Raw genomic sequence first — 16,979 nt, 5'->3', positions numbered from 1 at the left:
TTAAATTTTTCATGCTTATAGATCCTGGTTCGAACGACGCCAGCAAGCGAGAACCGCAATGCCAGACTCAACCAACAGCCCGGAAGTCGCCCGCGCCAAGCCGTTTGCGCTGGATTGGTCACACACGTTTGGTCTGAATGATCGACGGACAGAGGAAGAGCGGATGGTGCACGACACGGTGCAGATCTCCCTTTAGATGGCCGATTTCCTGTTCATGGCAAAACAACGTTGTCCAGCCGCCAAGCGTTTGCACTGGCGATTGATCCTACCTGCGAATTGGCGTTGTGGCTCGTGCTACAATCTGTGGTTGTACTTGCGATGGCGCTTAAGGGCGCATAACACTTTTGGCCAAAGTCCGGTTTGTGAACTCAACCGCAGCGATGGCAAACCGAGTTCAATGGCGTTCAAGAACGGTGCTGCATGTATCAACATCAGAAACTCGGGTTCGACGCTATTTGTACAAGGCGCGGCAACCCCTAATCAGGAAGACCAAGCGCAACTGAAGCCTCTTCCGTAAGGGCTCGAAATTCAGTGTGACTCCTCGGAACGAGAGCCATTGCTTTTGATTTACTGAACCCCGGGTTTCTGCGTTTCGTTTCTTTTAGCCACTGCGACACTCCTTCGTCATTGCCAACCAAACGGTTTGTCATCGCCGCAAACATCGCGTGGCCCGCGTGCGCACCAGGCGTCAGCGCGGTTCGTTGCGCCCACTGAACGGCAGCATCATAGTCCTTTGCAGCAAGTGCGATCCACATCTTGTTGCAAAGCATGCCGCCACGCAGCGGGTCAAGCGGGCTAAGAGCAATGGCAAGGTCAGTCATTTCGTTTCCGCCAGCGTAATCCGATGTGAAAACCTTTGCCCAACTGGAAGCGTAACGGCCAAATGCGTAATTCGGGCTTTCAAGGACCGCCCGGTCAAACCACGGTTTACTCGCCTCTGTATCTCCTGTCAGCCACAGGCTTCGGCCCATCACAACATTCGAAAACGGGTCGCGCGGTTGCAAAAGCACACTTTCTTCGGCGCTACGCCTGGCAGCCAGTCGGTCCGCGGCAAGGTCTGACGAGTAGCCCAGAAACACGCGTTGAAAAGTGGTGAACGAAATCCCAGCATGCGCGCGCGCCAATGTTGGCTCTAAATCTACGGCGCGTTCGAACATCTTTCGGGCTATTTCCGTATCTGCCTTGTTGAACCGATACATGTGACGAATTCCAAGATGCAAGGAAGACCAGGCATCCAGGTTTTCTGCGTCATCCACATCTAGAAGCCGCGCCTCATGTTCCGGCAGCTCAAACTCGGAAATATTGAGCACAGCCCCGGCAATTTCGGTTCGCAAACGTTGCACCTCGTCAATCGGGGCCTCTTTACGAATTGCCCAGACAACCTCACCAGTGCGGGTATCGGCCATTTCAACATCTACATAAAGGCGACCCGCCAACGCCTCGACCATTCCAGAGATGCAGTATTGTGCACCGAGTAGCGACTTCACATCTTGAAATTCAATCGTCTGTCCACGAAACCTGAATGACGATCCGTGTGCAATGACCCGTAGCCAACGCACACTGGAGAGCGATCTGATCAACTCGCGCGGGATCGCATCTGCCAATGATCTTCCGACCTCTGGGTCGCCAATCGCCGAAAACGGCAGCACTGCAATACATGGTGGCGCCGCAACTGTTTTCTGATCGCTTGTTCCCGACGCTTCCTGCGTTTTAGCGCTTTCTATCGATACCAATTTTGCGGGTGCCACAAAGCGAAACCCTTGGCCGCGCAATGTACGGATGTATTTCTGAGCGCTCCCATCATCGCCCAATGCCTGACGCAGCGATTTTATGCGGCCAAGGATCGTCCAATCCGAAACAACGCGTCCAAACCAGACGCGTTGGACAATCTCATCCTTGGAAACCACCCGATGGCGGTTTTCGAGCAAAAGAACCAACAGATCGAAAACTTGCGGCTCAAGCGCGACAGCGGTCGAACCACAACGAAGCTCGCGGGTTTCGGTATCTAAACTAAAGGCATCGAACTCGTATCGCATTCTCGATCCGCCCCCTCGGTCTTGCCATTTTATCCCAAGCGAAGCCTCAAATATAGATTCCCAATCATCTCCCAAAAATCTCCCAATTGACTTCAAGCAGCGCAGGCGATGGCGCGGTAGATCCATCGCATTCGGGCGATCCGCCCATTCAAGACAGAGATTGGAGAAAGACATGTCCCATCAAGAAACAAGATTGTCCGGAAGTCGGCCGACTTCAGGAGCAAAAGACGTTGCTGAGGATTATTTCAACGCAGCGATGCGCGCGTTCAACATATATCGGGGCGATCCCGTCGAGCTCGCTGACCAGGCGATCGAAGCCGCACCGGATTTCGCCATGCCGTATATTCTAAAAGCCTATCTGTTCGGGTTGGCAACCGAGCCTGAAGCAGCCGCTGAGGCACGCACCATATTGGCGAAGGTGCGCCCTCTTGCGAAATCTGACGTGGAGAGATCTCATGTTTCGGCGCTGAACGCGCTTCTGTCAAACAATTGGACAGAGGCTGCCGTCAGGCTGGACCGCCATAACATGGAATTTCCACATGACATCCTGGGTCTGCAAGCCGGTCACCTGATGGACTTTTACCGTGCCAATGCGCGCGACATGCGTGATCGGATCGCCCGGGTTCTACCAAAGTGGTCAGAGGATCAACCGGGGTATTCCATCTTGCTTGGAATGTATTCGTTTGGACTGGAAGAGACCGGAGATTATGCCCGCGCTGAAGCCTTTGGTCGCGAAGCAGTCGAACGCGATCCATTGGACTGTTGGGCGCAGCATGCCGTCGCGCATGTTCTGGAAATGCAAGGTCGTGCTGAAGAAGGCATCGCGTGGATGGCATCTCGGGAGCCTCATTGGTCGGGTAACGACAACTTCTTCAAGGTCCATAACTGGTGGCACAAGGCGCTGTATCACCTCGACCTTGGCCAAACCGACGAGGCGATCAACCTGTATGATGCGCGCATAAGAGACGGGAAAAGCGAAGTCGCATTGGATCTGGTCGATGCTTCGGCTTTGCTGTGGCGCTTGCATCTGGAAGATCACGACATTTCAGACCGATGGTCAGATGTCGCGGTCTGTTGGGACAACCACGCTGACGGCAAACTGTACCCATTTAATGATTGGCATGCAGCGATGGCCTATCTCGGCTCTGGCCGCGATGACGAAGTTGATCGGATCCTCAATCAGTATCGCAATTCACCCGCTGGTGGTGATGAGACATCGCGTTGGGCCGCTGCAACAGGACTGCCTCTGATCGAAGGGTTCCGGGCGTTCTGGGAGGGGCGTTACGCGGACGCGACCGAAGCGCTCCATGGTGCGCGGTTTATCGCAAACTCTTTCGGTGGCAGTCACGCGCAGCGAGACATCATCGATTGGACATTGACCGAAGCCGCAGTGCGTTCAGGCAATCGAAATGCGGCTGAGGCCCTGGCAAATGAGCGGCTGGCAGTAAAGCCGCATAGCCCCATCAACAAGCGCTTCTTGGGTCGCGCCGTAGAGCAACCAAACAACGCCGTGTCCGTCGCTTGATTGCCACGACCGGAAAGAAACTGACGCGGGCGCGGCACGTTCGCGTCAGACCATCTGATTGGAAGGACAAACTATGAGAATTGATATCCGCCATGTAGAAGCACAAGATGTTTCGGACATCAAAGGCATTCTAACTGATGAATCAGTGATGCTGGGCACGATGCGATTGCCACATGTTGCAAACGCCAATGTCGAAGCGCGCATCAAGTCGGGACCAGGTGACTACAAACTGGTGGCAGAAGTTGATGGATGCGTTGTTGGCATCTGCTTTATGTCGACTGAACCGAACGTACCGCGCCACAACCACGTGGGCCAAATTGACCTGCTTGCAGTGCGCGAAGATTTCCAAGGCAACGGAATAGCCAAAGCGCTGCTGGGTGCAATGCTGGATTTGTGTGATAACTGGTTGCAGCTTGAGCGAACTGGTCTTTTGGTCTGGTCGGACAACACCCACGCCTTGGAACTTTATGAGGCGTTTGGGTTCGAGAAAGAAGGCGTAATTCGCCGATACGCACGTCGTCCGGGCGGGTTTGCCGACGCTGTCATGATGGGTCGATTGTCGGACCGGGTATCGGCTGCAAGTGTGCGTACAAGCAATCACGTGGTGCACGCGCCGTGAAGGTCCTCCTACCAAGCAGAACCAACGCATCGAAGTAAGCCACCCCTTCGCCACCCAAAGGTTAACAAGAGACCCGAGACCCTGTAGGTTTATTTCGAAAACGTAGCGGCTATTGGAGCGGATTCAGAATGGTGCGACAGTTCCCATTCGAAGGTGACAAGACCTTTCTGGTTTATGCTGGCACTGGCACCGACCTGATATTCAATCATGGTGTTGAGTTGCCCGGTTTCGCATCGTTTCCATTGCTGGAAGAACCCGGTACCAGGGCGATATTGGCCAGTCAGATGCAGGCTCTTGTCGATCTCGCCGGTGAAATGCGCGTCGGGTGCATCCTCGACGCGCCCACATGGATGGCAAACGCCGACCGGGCAGCACCTTTGGGGTACGACGCCGAACGGCTTGTTGAAGTAAACAAAGATGCGGTCAGTCTAATGGAGGACATACGCCAAGCTGCCGCGCGCGACGATGTACTGGTGTCGGCTTGTATTGGCCCGCGCTATGATCCTTACGCAGACATACCACCGGTATCCATCGAAGACGCACGGCAATACCACGCCGCTCAAATGCACAGCCTGAAAGACACCAGCGTGGACCTGGTCACCGCATATACATTCAACCGGCCAAGCGAAGCAGCGGGATGCATCCTCGCCGCACGAGACGCCGACCTACCGATCATCATGTCTTTGGTTGTCGAAACAGACGGATGCCTTGCAGACGGTACCAAACTTGTGGACGGAATTGATCAGATCGACGCGGCAACCGACGCGGCTTCGCTGTTTTTTATGGTCAACTGCGCTCATCCGACCCACTTCGCCGGAACGCTTGGCAATCACCCCCGACTTAGAGGTCTGGTGGCAAATGCTTCAAGTTGCTCGCATGCGGAACTTGACGAAGCCGATGAGCTGGACGAAGGCGATCCAATTGAACTTGGGAAACAAATTGCCGCGATTGCGCAGCAGAACCCATCGATACATATTTTTGGAGGGTGCTGTGGCACCGACATGCGTCACCTGAAATCGATGGCCAGCGAATTGGTGTAGCCAACTTGGTTCGATCTTAGCGTTAGCGCTGAGATCTGACGTGATCCCTAGCCTTCTTTCCACAACCTGTTTTGTGCGGCTCCTAACTGCCGCTCATCTTCAAGATACAGTGTTTTTTTGGCAGTACCTGAATCCAGCCATCCGCCGAGCATTCGCAGCAAATGCTGAGTCGAAGCTTTGATATGCTCACAGCAATGCAAAAGACGGACCAAGAGCCCGCCTTCGCCTCAAGCATCGCGAGCACTTAAGTCAGCGCGGCGATGTTCTTGAGGCCGAGTTCATAGGTCTTGCCGAGCATACGATCCATGAAGAGACCGAAAATCCGGAAAACTGGATTGAAACCCATGTCCGAGGTCAGGGTCCATGTCACGAGAGCGCCGTTGCCGGTCGCTATGGCTTCGATCGTTTGCACCGGTTTGCCCATCGCACCTAGATCGATGAGGTGCGTGACCCTCGTCGCGGTAACATCGGTCACAGTCTGGGTGCCTTTGCCCTCCTTTCCTTCGAAACGGAAGCCGGAACCAACACCTTCGGCAGGACCAAAGGGCGTGATTTTCAGGTCAGGGTCCGTGGTGCGGTAGGGGTTGAACGTCTGGAAGCCCTCAGTGCTCGCGACTCGGGCGACGACATCTTCGGGGCGCATTGCGACGTCCGCGCGGCGGGTGACGACGACATTGCGTGGCAACATGAGTGCGATCAGGGTGAATGCTGCGATGAGGGCGGCGATAGTGTAAACGATGCTCATTGGTTTGGTCCTCTTGGTCTGGCGTTTGAGAGAAGCTTTTTTCTCTCTTCTGCCCACACGACGAAAACCAAATCGGCCAATCGACACCTCACGACATTTTTTTTCGCAGACCCGCGATTTGTTTCTCGAGCCAGAGTTTCGATGGGTGATCTGTGCACAGGCTGTGGGCTTTGGCGTAAGCCTCCGCAGCCTTCGCAGTCTGTCCCAATTCCGCGAGGCACTGCGCTCGTACCGCATGAAACGGCTGGTAATCGTTCAGCCGGTCGTAGTTAATCAAGTCCAGGATCTTAAGACCTTCTGCAGGGCCCGCGTCTTCGGCCACGACTGCGGCACGGCTAACCGCTCCGCCGATGGATGGATAGGAGTGCATCAATCCAGCATAAAGCTGCGACAACGCTCGCCAGTCAGTTTTTCCCGTAACGGATCGGGCAGCATGAACGGATTGGATGGCGGCCTCTAATTGGAACCGTCCTGGGACGCTGTGCGGTGGGCGCTTGAGCGAGGCTTGGGCCAACACGCTCGCTGAACGGTCGATGAGCTGTTTGTCCCAAAGCTCGACATCCTGTTCCGGCACAGGGACCAGAACGCCGTCACGCAAGCGGGCGTCGCGCCGCGCTTCAACGAACCCGATCAAAGCAGTGAGGCTAAGCGCCTCGGGGTTTTCCGGAGCCAGTTCTGAGAGGATATTAGACAGGAAGAAGGCCTCATGGCTGAGCTCGCCATCACCTTCAAGCCAGTCGACGGAATATGCACCATAGACCGCCTCAAGAACCGAAACCATCCGTTCGGGATATGCCTTTGGGTCTGGCACGACAAACGGAATACCTGCGGATTTGATCTTTTTCTTCACCCGCACCAGCCGTTGCGCCATTGTTGCAGGCTTTACCAGAAAGGCGTGAGCGATCTGTTCGGCTTCCAACCCAAGTACGGTCTGCAGCATCAAAGGCGCGCGGATGGCCTCGTCAATCGCAGGATGCGCGCAGACGAACATCAACTTCAGGCGCTCATCCAGTTCCACCTCTTCGGGTTCGATTGCTGTTGCGTCGGCCATGTCGTTTGCCTCGTCTGTAACGACCAGACGGGCATCTCGGCGCGCCTGATCGATGCGTCTGTTCTTGGCCACTGTCAAAAGCCAGGCCTCGGGTTTGTCAGGAATGCCGCAGTCAGGCCATGTTTTGAGGGCGGTCACGAAAGCATCGGAAAGGGCGTCTTCAGCGGCGATGATATCGCCAGTGCGGCTGGCCAGCATCGCAATCAGTTTGCCGTAGGCGGCGCGAGCGACACCTTCTGCCCGCGCCTGTGCTTCCGTCCGGCTCACACGCTGCCCATCGCGGAAGCGCGAATTTCGAGCTTGCCGTAGTGAACATGGGGGCACTTCTCCGCCCATTTCATCGCCTCGTCGAGGTTGGGGACGTCGATGGCGAAATAGCCGCCAAGAGTTTCCTTGGTCTCGGCGAACGGCCCATCCTGAACCCGTTTTTCCCCGCCTGCCAGCGTCACCGTGGTGGCAGTGTCTGCGGGGTGGAGCCAGTCGGTCTCGATAAAGACGCCGGCCTCTTGCAGGGCGCTGATGTACTGCCCATAGATTTCTTTCGCCTTTGCCCAATCCTCTTCGGTCATGTCGGTAGCCTTTGTAGGGTCAGAATAAAGAAGAAAAGTGTAACGCATTGTTTTGGTTTCCTTGTTGGTGATGAAATTTAAAAACAGCATCAATGATGTTGGCAAGACCGCGCTCAAACCTAAGGTCGCGCAAACCGTTCATGACAAGCCCCATTGCGCGGGCCACCGGGGCCCTACCCGATCGAACTTGGTGCGGCATTACTTGTGTGGTTAAAGCGTGCAGCAAAACCGCAGGCCATGCAGGTGGCGGTGTTCTTGAAGTTCATAGATCTGTCCTTTCGATGTGTTTGCGAAGAGCTTTTTTGCCGCTTCACACACACGACGGACGAACAACGCGCAAATCGACACCAAACAGAAAAAAGTTCAGAAAATTCTGAAGCGGGCCTTTCCACTGTTCGGCGGTTTCGCGCGAACGGCTGGTGTCAGCTGTTCGTGAAATACAAGAAAGGGACGAAAAACGGGCGTTCGTTCTGGCGACGAACCTAAAGTGTGGCAGCATAAGTTAGTGAGGGCGCGTCAGAGACGAGGAACCTCGCTGTCGGTATCGGTCAATTGCAATAGCCCTGCTCGATCCGACAGAACCGTCATCGCCGCGCTGTGAAGGTCATCTGTTGCCGCCGCACATGCGTCTGCTACCAGTCGGACAGTGCGCCCGTCGTCATTCGCCTCGATGGCAGTTCCTAGAACACAGCAATCCGTAGCGACGCCGCACATAACCAGTTCGGCGTTCGGCGGCACCAGCGGTGAGGCTTCGTGCCATTTGGCGAAGCGGTGGCTGGCCACAGACGGGCTTCCGTACCAGCGCTGGTCAAGCTCCCAAAGCGGTCGACTTTGAGGGTCCAACGCGAACTGGTGCTTTGCGTAGTAGGACCGCCAACTTCCGTCAGGGTCACGCGGTGGCACAAAGCGGGTGAACAGCACGCGATCGCCAAAGGCATCTACCAGACGCGCAACTTTCGCGGCGCAGTCTTCGTAGCCTGGCACGAACCAGGGACTTTCCGGTTTGCCGAACGCGGGTTGCATGTCGATCACAAGAAGCCACGGGTTTGCGGTCATCGACTTACCTCCAAAGAGTTCCAGAAGTCCCCGAACGCGCCCTGAAAAAGGGATAACGCCGGAAGGAGTGCGCCCCAGGTATAGAAACTATCCGTGTCCGCCTGATCGTTGATCTGTCCGTCCACAGCGCTGTAGTTTTCACCGCACTTTCGGTCGGCCCAGTGTGTGTTGAACATATCCAGGCTCTTTTCGGCCAGCGCACTGGCCTCGTCCAGCCGTTCGTATCGCATAAGCCCTTGATGCACCCAGAAATTCAAAGGTGCCCATACCCGCCCACGCCAATACGTGTTGTCTTTGTACGCTGGTTGGTCGCGCGGCGCAGAAGGCAATGTATACGTCCCGCCGAACTTGGTATCAGGTCGGAAGTATAGCGCCACGAGCGCTTCGACCTGATCTTCTCGCGCAGCACCAGCTACCATTGGAAAGAAAGACGTAGGTGCCAAAGCCTCGACGAATTTTCCGCTGGTCAGGCGATTGGCGAATACCGAACGGTTGTCGTCCCAAAGAAACTCTTTGATCTGAGCCTTGTGCCGCGCTGTCCGGTCAGACAACTCGGTAAAGTCTTCAGAGTGGCACAACAACTCCGCCATCGCAGCCAAAACTTCACCGTCGAGTGCCAGAAGGGAATTGAGCCCGACGTCGGCCGATTGCATAAGCCCTGTCTCAGGATCGAACTCTGCTTCGTCATGAACCGCCATGTTGTCCATCGCCGACTCGTTTCTGGCGGCCAGCTTGGTGCCTTTATAAAGCCCGTCGCCCGGGCCTTTACTGGTGCCATAGGCAACCAGTCCGGTATCCGCCAGCGCCCGATTGCGCCACCACCACCGATGGTTGGCCATCAGTTTCGGATAGGCCCATTTCAGAAACGCAAGGTCGCCTGTTGCCCGATAGATCGCCCAGATCACGTAAGACGCCATTGGCAGCTGTGAGCGATCCAGCCAGGCGTCATTGCCGGTCACGAGACAGGGGAAGTTACCCGCTTCGGTCTGATGGGAAAAGACGGCTTCGACGTTTTCTCGTGATTTCGTTGGATCGAGCAGCGACCACAAGAGTCCATGGAACAGGATATCGTTCAACCAAACGCCGAACCCACCAAACTTCTTTGCACTCCAATTGCGTGTGAGCGCTGTGTAGGGGCGTTTGTTCACCGGATCGAAGACATGGTTCCAAGCGAGGACATCGTGGACGGCCTGCAAAGCGCTTTCTACCTTCGGAGACGGGGCCGACTTTACGCGCTCAGATTCACCAATGACGAGTTTGATCGACATCTCAGGCGTCTCATCCAGATTGAAACGCAGGGCCAGAAATTTGCCTTTGGTGCTGCGGGACCCCAAATAGAAATACCCGTTGGTTTCAAGCTCGTCGATCAACCCAGCGGCATTGTCATGGGCGGTGACCAATAGCGGGCGATGCTTGCATTTGGCACTAAAGGCGCTGCCTTCCATCGTGATCGCACCCGTCTCGGGGTCGAAATCAAAGGCCGCACCTGACGGGGCGCTCAGACACAGGCAAACCCAATACCGCAGGCCCAATTCCCCGTTCGAGCGGCAGATCCAGGACAAATCCAAAGCATCGCCATACCTGTCGCAGGTCCAGTCAAGTTCTGTATCTTCAAACGAGGTAGTGAACTCGATCAGCCCATTACGGATACCGCGATGCCCGTATCGAATTTGATCACCCGGAGGAAGGTCTGTGGCGGATTCGGCCCGATCGGAATACAGCACCGTTGTCAGCTGCAGCCCGGTTTCGAGATGAGAAAACTCTGCCGGACGCTCAGCCGTCCATGTTCCCCAGCCAAAGGCATCACCGATCATGGCTCGCTTCCGATTGGCGTCAGCTGCGCGGTTTTCCATGTCAGCCAGACCGGGGAACCATCCTCAGCATGTGGCATATCCCGATCAAGTGCGATGGCCTTCATTCGACGTCCGTCGCTCAACTCGACGACACAGGTCGTCATCGCGCCAGCAAACACTCGTTGCACCATCTGGGCCTGAAGGCTGCCGATACCGTCGCCACTAGGTTTCTCCTGGGCAAGCGACAGGTTTTCGGGCCGGATTGCAAAGGATTGAGCCGTCTCGGACCCTTCCGGTAAAGCGATCAGGGACCCATCAGTCAGTCGCAGGCCACCGCCTTCGCGGGTGCCGTCAAAGACATTGGCCTCACCCAGGAATTCGGCGGCAAAAGTGCTTGCCGGGCGATCATAAACGTCGCGAGGCGGGCCTGCCTGCACCATCCGACCATCCTTCAGGATGCCGATCTTGTCAGCAAGCGTCAGCGCCTCGTCCTGATCGTGGGTGACAAAGATCGTCGTGATACCGATCTCGCGCTGGATGCGTTTCAACTCGATCTGCATGTCGACGCGAAGCGCCTTGTCCAGCGCAGAAAGTGGCTCGTCCAACAGCAATACCCGCGGATTGGTCACGAAGGCGCGGGCAAGGGCCACACGCTGCCTCTGGCCACCCGAAAGCTCGCTGGGCTTGCGATGCGCCAGATCCGAAAGCCGTACAAGCTCCAGCGCTTCGCCAACGCGCCTGGTCTCTTCCGAGGCGCCAACCCTTCGAACGCGCAGCCCAAAACCGATGTTGTCAGCCACGGTCATGTTGGGAAAAAGCGCATAGCTCTGAAACATCATGCCGATATCGCGTTTTTCAACAGGGACGCGATCCACTTTCTCGCCACCGATCCGAATATGCCCGCTATCCGACAGGATAAAACCGGCGATGGTGCGCAGAAGCGTGGTTTTCCCGCTGCCAGAAGGGCCCAGCAGCGCGAAGAACCCACCATCTGGGAAGTCCATCGACACGTTGTCGAGCGCTTTCATCGGGCCAAAAGACTTTGTGACGTTCTCCACGACAACCTCGGCCATCAGCGGTCTCCTCCGAAGTTCGAAAAACGGGCCGCCAGCAGCATGATCGCCATGGAGATGACAATGATGATGGTCGAAACGGCGTTGATCTCGGGTGTGAAACCCTTGCGAATAGAAGTGTAAATCAGCACAGGTAGCGTCGCGTCGCCGGGCTCGGACAGGAAATAGGACACGACAAACTGGTCAAAGCTGACGGCGAAGGCAAAGAGACCACCGGCGATGATGCCCGGAAGAATCCAGGGCACTGTGACGCGCATGGTGACTGTCCAGGACGACGCCCCAAGGGATCGCGCAGCTTCCTCCAACGTTGGATCGAATGTTGCCAACCGAGCTGAAACCACCACGATTACGTAAGGCAATGCCAGAGCCACATGGCCGATCAGCACCGAGGGCGTGCCACGCCCTAGCCCGATGCCGAAGAAGAAGATCAGCATTGCCGTCCCCGTAATCAGCCAGGGGATCGCTATGGGTGGGAACAAAAGAACCTGTAACACCCGTTTGCCCGGAAAGCTGTAGCGGAACAGTGCGATCGAGGCTGCCGTGCCCAGCGTCGTCGCGATCACCGTAGTGGCGATGGCGATCAGCACCGAACGGATGGCGGCTGTCTTGATCGCGTCATTGCTTGCCAAAGCTTCGTACCAATCCAGAGAAAACTTGAACGGCAGTTGATAGAATTGGGATTCGTTGAAAGACATCATCGCCATGATGAGGATCGGTGCGTACAGAAAGACTAGGATCAGAACCAGCCAGATGCGTCCCAAAACACCCATCACGTGCGTGCCTTCCGCAAGATCGGGCTTGAAAGCGCAAGGATCACCAGCACCACAGCAAGCAGTATGAAGGAAAGTGCAGCGCCCAAGGGCCAGTTGAATACGGCTGTGAACTGATCCTCGATCACGGTCCCATAGTAAGTACCGAAGCGCCCTCCGAGAATGCGGGGTTCCATGAACGAGCCCACAACGGGCACGAAGATCAGCACCGCGCCCGCCAAGAGGCCGGGCATCGACAGGGGCAGAATGATCCGCCACAGGATCGTCAGGCGTTTGGCACCCATCGACCGCGCGGCCTCGATCAACGAATTGTCGATGGCCTGCAGCGCCAGATAGGAGGTCAGAATCACATAGGGCAAATAGCTGTGCACCAACCCGATCACCACTGCCGTGGGCGTGAACATCAGGCCCAGACGAATGTCAAAAGGCAGCACCCAGTTTACCGCCAGTTCCAAAACGCCGTTGCCACGCAGCACGATTGCCCAGGAAAAGATCCGCACCAGCGAATTCGACCAGAAAGGCAAGATGATCAAAAGGAAAAGCGCCTCGCGCGAGCGGCCCTGGATCACCTTTGCCAACACCAATGCGCAAGGAAAGCCAAGCAGGACACAGATAACCGTGACCGTCAGGCCCAGCTTGATCGACTTCCACAAAAGCGAGGCATAGGTGCCGGTTTCGAAAAACGCTCTGTAGTTCTCGGACGTGTAGTACCAGTCAGCCTCAGGTCCAAAGGGAACGTCCGACAGAAAGCTGAAATAGAGCATGGCCACAAGTGGCAGAAAGATCGCCACCGTCAGCCACAGATAGGCAGGGGTCAAAAGGCCCGCCGCACGCCGCGTATCCTGTGAAAGAATGTTTGCCACGGGCAGGCCTCCTGTCAGGTCTTACTGCGCAGCTTTCAGCGCCTGCCACATCTCAAGATAGGCCTCGCGGTTCTCCTCCGAAACAGGCTCCATGAACTGGACCCGCGCAGCCACCTCTGGATCACCCAATACCTTGCGATTGAAGGCGTCCTCGGGCAGAGCTGCCGCTGCGGCAGCGTTGGCAGAAGCCGGTGCGCCATTCGCGTTCCATTCCGAGTAGAATGCCGGGTCGATCATCCAGTTGATGAAGGCATGGGCAGCGTCGACATTCTCTGAGGAGGCTGGAACGGCCAGGCCGTCAAGCCAGCCGATTGCACCCTCTTCGGGTACCACGAACTGCACCGGCAGGCCCGATGCAGCCGATCGCTCGGCGGAACCAGACCAATAGCTCGCCACGTCAAGTTCGCCCGCAGCCATGAACTGGTTCCAGTCGTTTTCCGATCCCCAGAATGTGCGGATTTGCGGCATCAACGCACCGAGTTTGGCCTCGACCGCGTCCATGTCCTGGATGTCGTTGATGTTCTGGCCTGTCGCCAGCGCCGCCAATTGCACCGCCTCAACCGCGTCATCGCGGATCGACACACGCCCCTTATGGGCCTCATCCCACATAACGTTGATCGAGCTTGGCGTCTCGGAAATGGTTGAGGAGTTGATCGCGATCGAAGTTAAGCCCCAGGTCCACGGCACGCCATATAGTGAGCCGTCGACGTTCAGACTGTCATTGGCGGCAAAGTCCGGGGCCACATCGGCGAAGTTCGCGACCTTCGAGGTGTCGATCGGTTGCAGCAAATCCTCGGCCAGCACGTCCGGGAAAAAGGCCGCGTTGATCAGCACCACGTCATAGGCGCCGGGGTTGGTCCTGAGCTTGGTGAGCATCTCCTGTTCCGAATTGAAATAGTCGTGGACGACGGTGTGGCCGGTCGCCTCGGTAAATGGTGCAAGTGCGAATTCCTGATCCGTGCCATAGCCTTGCCAGTTCAAGACACGGATTTCGTCGGCCATCGCGCCCGAAGCGATCAGAACCAGCGCAGACGCTACAGCAGCCTGTTTTTTCATGTTCATGTCAGTCTCCCTTTCAATTTGGTTTTCCGTTGGTTTCTATCCCGCTTCTTTTAGGCGAAGCGTTTCCTCGATTGTGGTCAGGTCCGGCGCAGTTGCAGGCCCATGCTGCGTGGTCGAAATCGCGGCGGCGATATTGGCGTAGAGCGCGGCCTCGGCCGCGTCTTGTCCCCGCGCCAGGGCCGCGATGAAAGCGCCGATATGGGCATCCCCCGCGCCGTTGGTGTCTACCGCCACAACTGGGTTGCCTGGAACCCGCCGGTGGCGCCCGTCCCATGCCACGATAGAACCTTCGCTTCCAAGACGAACCACTGCGCCACCAGCGCGATCCTCGGCCAGCCTTTGAGCGGCGTTCAACGGGTTGCGTTCGCTCGTCAAAACCGCGGCTTCGGCGGCATTCGCACTGACCCATGCCGCTCGGGACAGAACTGCAGCAATCGCTTCGGGTCGGACAGAAGCAATCAGCGGTCCGGGGTCAAATACGAGGTTTGGAATCTTCGGCTCAACCTCAAGCCAGCGGGTCAAAGCCGGGCCGGAACCTTTGTAGTAGAGCGTATAGCCCGATATGAGGCTCCAATCGAATTCCGCCGTCGCTATGCGACGTAAGTCGGGCTCGGCAATATGTCCCTCGGCACCCTCAGCAGCAACGAATGTGCGTTCGCTCGCTTCGTCGATCATCACGCTGCAGCACCCCTGATCGCGCTCGCTATCGCGCGGATGCAGGCATTCGATCTCTTCGGCGTCCAACGCAGCACGCACCATCTCACTCAGCGGACCGGTCCCCAAAGACCCGGCATAGATGACGGTGAGCCCCGACCGCTTGGCCGCCACCATGGCATTATACCCGCCACCGGGGGACATATCGAAACCGTGCACGATGGTCTCGCTGCCCGGCCTTGGAACAGCCTCGACGCGGTAGATCAGATCTACAATCACACCATGAAGCTGCAGCAAGCGCGCGGGAGCACTCATGATACAACCTCCCTCGAATGGACGGGTGCGCGCCTACGCAAGGCAATTAATCCCTCCGATATGTCTTCGATTTCAAGGGCGTTCGCCGATTTCAGCCTTTCGAGATGCTCTTGCGGGAGTCCATCCATGCCACATCCCGACGCACACATTGCACAAGCCATCGCTCCGATCGTGTCGGTGTCATCGCCGATATTCGCCGCCAACAACCCCGCGCGCCAGACATCGCCCGCCGCCATGCGCATCAGACCGAACGCGGCGGGGACAGCCTCGTGGCTGACCACCGAGGTGCCGACACGTTCGGCAAAGACATCCACCAGGACCCCCGCTCCCGCAAGTTTGACCGCATGCGCGATGCGCTCTGCCATGTCACCGATACCAGCCGTGTGGCCCCGCTTTTGTCCCAACTCGGCAGCTCTGATGGCGGTTTCGAAAGCAGCACTGTCACCGGCGCCCCCGACCCGCGCGCTGATGTAACCTGCCACAGCGGCCGCAGCGGCGATGGCCTCGCCAGTGTTGTGGGTCACGCGACATGTCACTTCAACCGCAGCCACCAGAGCGTCGATATCCTCGGCCGGAACCATGATGCCCACAGGGGCGATGCGCATTGCCGCCCCGTTTGTTGTTCCCGACTTGCCCGCCTCTGCAGGGTTAGCTCCGTGGCGGATCGCCTCCAGTGCGGCTTTGCTTGAAGGCCCGAGCAGATCCAAAAGGCCGCGCGCCTTAACCCCGGCTTCCCACTCAAGCAGGTCCTCTGTCCAACCTTTGGCGTCAAACGCACCCGGGCAGTCGATCAATCGGCGTGCCAAGAGAACGGTCTGCTCGGTGTCGTCGGTGACCTGGGCAGCATCAAGCCCGTCGGAAACCGGGTGGCCCGCGAATGGGGCCACGAACCCTTCTATGGTCCCATAGTTGCGGCGGATCTCTTCCCGCGTGAGGGTCTGTGACGGCATCCCGAGCGCGTCCCCCAAGGCCAGCCCGTAGAGCGTCGCCGCCGCCCGATCCCTCTCTATATCCTGACCGTCGGCGCTCATGGTCAAAACTCGAAGCTTAGGGCGAAGAGGTCAGGGTCCAGCAGGCTTTCGACGAACTCCACTACGCTGTTGTTCGCAGCGCGGCTAACCCTGCGAAGCTTCAGCATCGGCAGCCCGGGGTCGCAACCCAAAAGCGCTGCGTCCTCCTCGGACAAAGCGCGTTCCACACCAGCCCATTCACGCCCTCCAAGTGCAGTCAGGCCGCGTGATGTCAATGTCTCGGTAATCGAGCCTTCGACCAGGCCATGTTCGAGAACATTCGCAAACCCGTCGTGCCACGGGATACGGCTGCGTTCCAGCGATACGCCCCGCCCGGTTTCGACGCGGAACCGAATGCGGTCCACTTTCAGGCAATCACTGCCCAATGGCAGTTCGTGGCAATCAATCTCCATCGGGCCCCGTGACAAGGACAGGATACGGGATTGTAGCCTTGAGGCTTTTGCGGACAACGAAACCGACCATCCTGCCGCGCTGTCAATTACCTCTCCGTCATAGGTCACGAAAGATCCGCTGCCGACCCGCGTGGAGATCAGCCCCTTCTCGACGAGCAGAGCAAGGCTCTTGCGGATCGTATTGCGGCTCACCGAAAACCGGGAAACCAGCGCGGCTTCACTGGCCAGAGCATCCCCAAAGGCAATCCGCCCAGCACGGATATCTGCCTCGATGGTAGCAGCGATCCGCTCGAATTTCGCGAGATGGGCCATCTGTTCTAAGTTCCTCATCTAATAAGGAACAGGTTAGTACAGATATTTTGATGGTGTCAACATGGCCTGGTTT

17 protein-coding genes are annotated in these 16,979 nt (G+C 57.1%); 4 read left to right on the top strand and 13 right to left on the bottom strand.

What is annotated here, in order from left to right; all coding sequences use genetic code 11:
• The first annotated feature begins 58 nt into the window (after positions 1 to 58).
• Complete coding sequence (locus GOV38_RS07585; protein ID WP_171208697.1) at positions 59 to 196, top strand: hypothetical protein; 138 nt, start codon at positions 59 to 61, stop codon at positions 194 to 196.
• Positions 197 to 476: 280 nt separating this feature from the next.
• Here the strand turns inward: GOV38_RS07585 and GOV38_RS07580 are convergent, their stop codons facing one another.
• Entirely contained in the window at positions 477 to 2,036 is a 1,560-nt protein-coding gene (locus tag GOV38_RS07580) for a winged helix-turn-helix domain-containing protein (RefSeq protein WP_171208696.1), read from the bottom strand.
• 172 nt (positions 2,037 to 2,208) lie between these two features.
• Here GOV38_RS07580 and GOV38_RS07575 point away from each other — a divergent pair, with 172 nt between their 5' ends.
• The 3 genes from GOV38_RS07575 (at position 2,209) to GOV38_RS07565 (ending at position 5,220) form a co-directional block, all read left to right on the top strand.
• The gene (locus tag GOV38_RS07575; RefSeq protein WP_217352073.1) at positions 2,209 to 3,561 is read left to right on the top strand and encodes a tetratricopeptide repeat protein; all 1,353 of its coding nucleotides are present in this window, start codon (positions 2,209 to 2,211) and stop codon (positions 3,559 to 3,561) included.
• Between the two features lie 73 nt (positions 3,562 to 3,634).
• Complete coding sequence (locus GOV38_RS07570) at positions 3,635 to 4,180, top strand: GNAT family N-acetyltransferase (protein WP_171208695.1); 546 nt, start codon at positions 3,635 to 3,637, stop codon at positions 4,178 to 4,180.
• Between the two features lie 128 nt (positions 4,181 to 4,308).
• The gene (locus GOV38_RS07565) at positions 4,309 to 5,220 is read left to right on the top strand and encodes a homocysteine S-methyltransferase family protein (protein WP_171208694.1); all 912 of its coding nucleotides are present in this window, start codon (positions 4,309 to 4,311) and stop codon (positions 5,218 to 5,220) included.
• Positions 5,221 to 5,464: 244 nt separating this feature from the next.
• Here GOV38_RS07565 and GOV38_RS07560 read toward each other — a convergent pair whose 3' ends face one another.
• The 12 genes from GOV38_RS07560 to GOV38_RS07505 all read right to left on the bottom strand — a co-directional run bounded on the left by GOV38_RS07560 (position 5,465) and on the right by GOV38_RS07505 (position 16,906).
• Positions 5,465 to 5,965 (bottom strand): SRPBCC family protein, encoded by a 501-nt coding sequence (locus tag GOV38_RS07560; RefSeq protein WP_171208693.1) that lies wholly within the window; start codon positions 5,963 to 5,965, stop codon positions 5,465 to 5,467.
• Between the two features lie 88 nt (positions 5,966 to 6,053).
• Positions 6,054 to 7,283, bottom strand: coding sequence for a DUF6596 domain-containing protein (locus GOV38_RS07555; protein WP_217352072.1), 1,230 nt, complete (start codon positions 7,281 to 7,283; stop codon positions 6,054 to 6,056).
• Positions 7,280 to 7,690, bottom strand: coding sequence for a YciI family protein (locus tag GOV38_RS07550; protein ID WP_217352071.1), 411 nt, complete (start codon positions 7,688 to 7,690; stop codon positions 7,280 to 7,282). Before GOV38_RS07550 ends, GOV38_RS07555 begins: the two co-directional genes overlap by 4 nt.
• Before the next feature lie 411 nt (positions 7,691 to 8,101).
• Complete coding sequence (locus tag GOV38_RS07545) at positions 8,102 to 8,641, bottom strand: cysteine hydrolase family protein (protein WP_171208691.1); 540 nt, start codon at positions 8,639 to 8,641, stop codon at positions 8,102 to 8,104.
• A complete protein-coding gene (locus GOV38_RS07540) occupies positions 8,638 to 10,455 on the bottom strand; it encodes a trehalase family glycosidase (RefSeq protein WP_171208690.1) in 1,818 nt (605 codons plus the stop codon). The genes GOV38_RS07545 and GOV38_RS07540 overlap by 4 nt, the downstream gene beginning before the upstream one ends.
• Positions 10,452 to 11,507: an ABC transporter ATP-binding protein gene (locus tag GOV38_RS07535; RefSeq protein ID WP_171208689.1), complete on the bottom strand. Its 1,056-nt coding sequence runs from the start codon at positions 11,505 to 11,507 to the stop codon at positions 10,452 to 10,454. The genes GOV38_RS07540 and GOV38_RS07535 overlap by 4 nt, the downstream gene beginning before the upstream one ends.
• Positions 11,507 to 12,277 (bottom strand): ABC transporter permease, encoded by a 771-nt coding sequence (locus GOV38_RS07530; RefSeq protein ID WP_171208688.1) that lies wholly within the window; start codon positions 12,275 to 12,277, stop codon positions 11,507 to 11,509. Before GOV38_RS07530 ends, GOV38_RS07535 begins: the two co-directional genes overlap by 1 nt.
• Entirely contained in the window at positions 12,277 to 13,140 is an 864-nt protein-coding gene (locus GOV38_RS07525; RefSeq protein ID WP_371808512.1) for an ABC transporter permease, read from the bottom strand. The genes GOV38_RS07530 and GOV38_RS07525 overlap by 1 nt, the downstream gene beginning before the upstream one ends.
• A 21-nt stretch (positions 13,141 to 13,161) precedes the next feature.
• The gene (locus GOV38_RS07520) at positions 13,162 to 14,202 is read right to left on the bottom strand and encodes a PotD/PotF family extracellular solute-binding protein (protein ID WP_171208687.1); all 1,041 of its coding nucleotides are present in this window, start codon (positions 14,200 to 14,202) and stop codon (positions 13,162 to 13,164) included.
• 36 nt (positions 14,203 to 14,238) lie between these two features.
• Positions 14,239 to 15,171, bottom strand: coding sequence for a PfkB family carbohydrate kinase (locus GOV38_RS07515; protein ID WP_171208686.1), 933 nt, complete (start codon positions 15,169 to 15,171; stop codon positions 14,239 to 14,241).
• The gene (locus tag GOV38_RS07510; RefSeq protein ID WP_171208685.1) at positions 15,168 to 16,202 is read right to left on the bottom strand and encodes an ADP-ribosylglycohydrolase family protein; all 1,035 of its coding nucleotides are present in this window, start codon (positions 16,200 to 16,202) and stop codon (positions 15,168 to 15,170) included. The genes GOV38_RS07515 and GOV38_RS07510 overlap by 4 nt, the downstream gene beginning before the upstream one ends.
• Before the next feature lie 2 nt (positions 16,203 to 16,204).
• A complete protein-coding gene (locus GOV38_RS07505; protein ID WP_254430515.1) occupies positions 16,205 to 16,906 on the bottom strand; it encodes a GntR family transcriptional regulator in 702 nt (233 codons plus the stop codon).
• Positions 16,907 to 16,979 lie beyond the last annotated feature (73 nt).

The organism is Ruegeria sp. HKCCA5839 (assembly GCF_013035585.1).
GTDB lineage: Bacteria > Pseudomonadota > Alphaproteobacteria > Rhodobacterales > Rhodobacteraceae > Ruegeria.
The sequence above is the reverse complement of the archived record's forward strand: the minus strand, read 5'-3'. Positions and strand labels throughout refer to the sequence as shown.